2 protein-coding genes are annotated in these 3,132 nt (G+C 68.3%); one reads left to right on the top strand and one right to left on the bottom strand.

The window, feature by feature from the left end; translation table 11 throughout:
* Positions 1-189 precede the first annotated feature (189 nt).
* Positions 190-978, bottom strand: coding sequence for an SDR family oxidoreductase (locus tag VH112_12005; GenBank protein ID HEX4540959.1), 789 nt, complete (start codon positions 976-978; stop codon positions 190-192).
* A gap of 258 nt (positions 979-1,236) precedes the next feature.
* Between VH112_12005 and VH112_12000 the strand changes: the two genes are divergently transcribed.
* Positions 1,237-2,997 (top strand): D-aminoacylase, encoded by a 1,761-nt coding sequence (locus VH112_12000; protein ID HEX4540958.1) that lies wholly within the window; start codon positions 1,237-1,239, stop codon positions 2,995-2,997.
* The last annotated feature ends 135 nt before the right edge of the window (positions 2,998-3,132 follow it).

Genomic DNA, 3,132 nt, shown 5'->3' with positions numbered 1-3,132 from the left:
TGTCCCAGCATGTCTCCGTCAGTCATCCCCAACCCCCCAATTGGTTCTATCCAGTAGCTCGATGAGGCAACCCCCCGGCAGATCGGGGCGAAAGTAGTCCACTCGTTACACCAGACTACGACCTATTTCGCCAGGATGCGGCTGGGACACGGTCGATCGCGCTGCTGAGCACCGGCGCGCCGAGGCGATTCAGCGCATCAGCTCTCCGGCGTTGACCAGGAGCGACTGACCGGTGATCATCCGCGCCCGCTCGGAGGCGAAGAACACGACCACCTCGGCGATGTCGTCGTCCGTCGGGATCTCCCCCAACGGCATGTCCTTGCTGATTCCCGCGATGACCTCGGCCGCCGGGACACCCTGGGACTCGGACAGGTAGTTCACGTAGGCCTCCACCGGCGGCCCCCACATCCACGACGGCACGATCGTGTTGACCCGGATCTTGTGCGGGCCAAGTTCCTTGGCCAGGTAATAGGTGGCCGACAGCAGCCCCGCCTTCGAGGCCGCGTAGGCGGGCTGGGCGAGCTGGGGCAGGTACATGGCCTGGGAGCCGACGAACACCATCGCTCCGCCCCGCTCCTTCAACGCCGGGATGGCGGATTTGCACACCTGGAGAGAGCCGATCAGGTTCGTCTCCAGGGCCGCCCGCCACTGGTCGAAGTCGGCGTCCTCCAGCCCCCCGAAGACGGTGTCGAGCGCCGCGCAGTTGACGACGGCATCCAGTCGCCCGAACCGCTCGACGGCCGTGGCCACGAGTCCATCGCATTCGTCCGGCTTCGTGATATCGGCCTGACGCCAGGCCACCTTCGCTCCCGACGGGTCGAGCTCCTCGGCGACGCTGCGCAGATTGGCCTCCCGGCGTGCACCGAGCACCAGGTTGGCGCCCTCTCGCAGGCCGATGGCGGCGATCTCCCGCCCGAGGCCGGGTCCCACTCCGGAGACCACCATCGTCTTGCCGTCCAGCAGCAGCGTTGCGCTCATCGCTGGAGTGTCGTCCACCGGAGGCCTCCCGGGCCAGCTCAACTCCCCGGCTGGCCTCCCGGGCCAGCTCCACGCCCCCGCTGGCCTCCCGGACTGGCCCATTCGCGGCTGGCCTCGCGGCCAAGCCCACTCCGGGGCTGGCTCCGGAGCCAATCGGGACCGTGCTGAGGTGGCGTTCCTCGCGTTGAGATCTGACGTGCTGTCAGCTACGATCGCCGCAGGTCGGGGCGGCGGTACGCGCCCGCAGGCCGGCGCGAGGTGGGCGTCGACGGCACGCCCTTCGGCTTGGAGGTTGCTGTGCTCGACTACAAGATCGAACGGGCAACGATCGTCGACGGCACGGGCGCGCCCGCGATCCGAGGTGACATCGGGGTCCGAGACGGACGCATCGTCGCCGTGGGAACAGTCGACGAGCCGGCAGCCAGGAGCCTCGACGCCGACGGGCTGATCGTGGCACCCGGTTTCGTCGACCCTCACACGCACTACGACGCGCAGCTGTTCTGGGACCCGAGCGCCACGCCGTCCAACGTCCACGGGGTGACCACGGTCGTCGGCGGCAACTGCGGCTTTACGCTTGCTCCCATCAAGGCCGAGGACGCCGACTACATCCGGCGGATGATGGCCAAGGTCGAGGGAATGCCGCTCGCCGCACTCGAGAACGGCGTCGACTGGCGCTGGGAGAGCTTCGCCGAGTATCTGGACGCCGTCGATCACGGCATCGCCGTCAACGCCGGCTTCATGGTCGGCCACTGCGCCATCCGCCGCTACGTCATGGGCGCCGACGCCATCGGCAACGAGGCCACCCCCGAGCAGCTCGAGGCGATGGTGCGAGTCCTCCACGAGAGCCTGGAGGCCGGGGGCCTGGGGCTTTCCACGACCCTGTCGAACACCCATTCCGATGGCGACGGGAAGCCGGTGGCCTCGCGCTATGCCTCGCACGAGGAGCTGATCGCCTTGTGCCGCGCCGTCGGCGAGCACGGTGGCACGACCCTCGAGGGGATCGTGCAGGGCTGCCTCAACATGTTCAGCGACGAGGAGATCGACCTGCTCGTCGGGATGTCGGTAGCGGCCCGCCGGCCGATCAACTGGAACGTGCTGACAGTCGACTCTCGGGTGCCCGAGCGGGTGACCCGCCAGCTCGAGGCGTCGAGCATCGCCCAGCAGGCAGGGGGGCGCATAGTGGCCCTCACCATGCCGGTGCTCGTGCCCATGAACATGAGCTTCCGCAACTACTGCGCCCTCAACATGATCCCGGGCTGGGGGCCGATCCTCGGCCTGCCCATCCCCGAGCGCATCGAGAAGCTCCGTGATCCCGAGGTCAGGCGGGAGATGATGGCCCAGGCGAAGAGCCCGGAGGCAGGCGTGTTCCGCCGCCTGGCCGACTTCCGCCACTACGTGATCGGAGACACCTACTCCGCTGCCAACGAGGGCATGAAGGGCCGCGTGGTCGGGGAGCTGGCGACCGAGCGCGGCGCCGACCCGTTCAGCACCCTCACCGAGATCGTCATCAACGACGAGCTGAAGACGATCCTGTGGCCGATGCCTCCCGACAACGACGCCGATACCTGGGAGCTCCGCAAGCAGGTGTGGTCGGACGAACGCGCCATGCTCGGCGGCTCCGACGCCGGCGCCCATCTCGATCGCATGTGCGGTGCCCCGTACACCACGAGGTTCCTGGGCGACATGATCCGCGGGCGGCAGCTCGTCCCCTTGGAGCGTGCGGTCCAGCTCATCACCGACGCTCCCGCCCAGCTGTTCGGTCTACGGGAGCGGGGCCGTATCGCCGAGGGGTACCACGCCGACCTGGTCGCCTTCGATCCTGAGACGATCGGCTCCGAGCCGGCGGCCCTGGTCGCCGACCTGCCGGGAGGCAGCGTCCGCCTCACGGCCGACTCGATCGGTGTCGTTCGGGTGCTCGTCAACGGGGTCGAGACCGTCGTCGATGGCAAGGCGACGGGCGAGACTCCTGGGCGGGTGCTGCGATCCGGCAAGGACACGGCCACAGTCGCGACGTCGTAGCGAGGGGTAGAGGACAACTAGTTCGCTTTGGGCGAGTTTGCGTCGATCGTTCGAGGCTCGATAGCTTGCCCCGCCATCGTGCAATCGGCCCTGAAGCTCACACGCGCCCGTTGCTCCCAAGGAGGCCAGCTCCCA

Source organism: Acidimicrobiales bacterium (assembly GCA_036270875.1).
Lineage (GTDB): Bacteria > Actinomycetota > Acidimicrobiia > Acidimicrobiales > AC-9 > AC-9.
The sequence above is the reverse complement of the archived record's forward strand: the minus strand, read 5'-3'. Positions and strand labels throughout refer to the sequence as shown.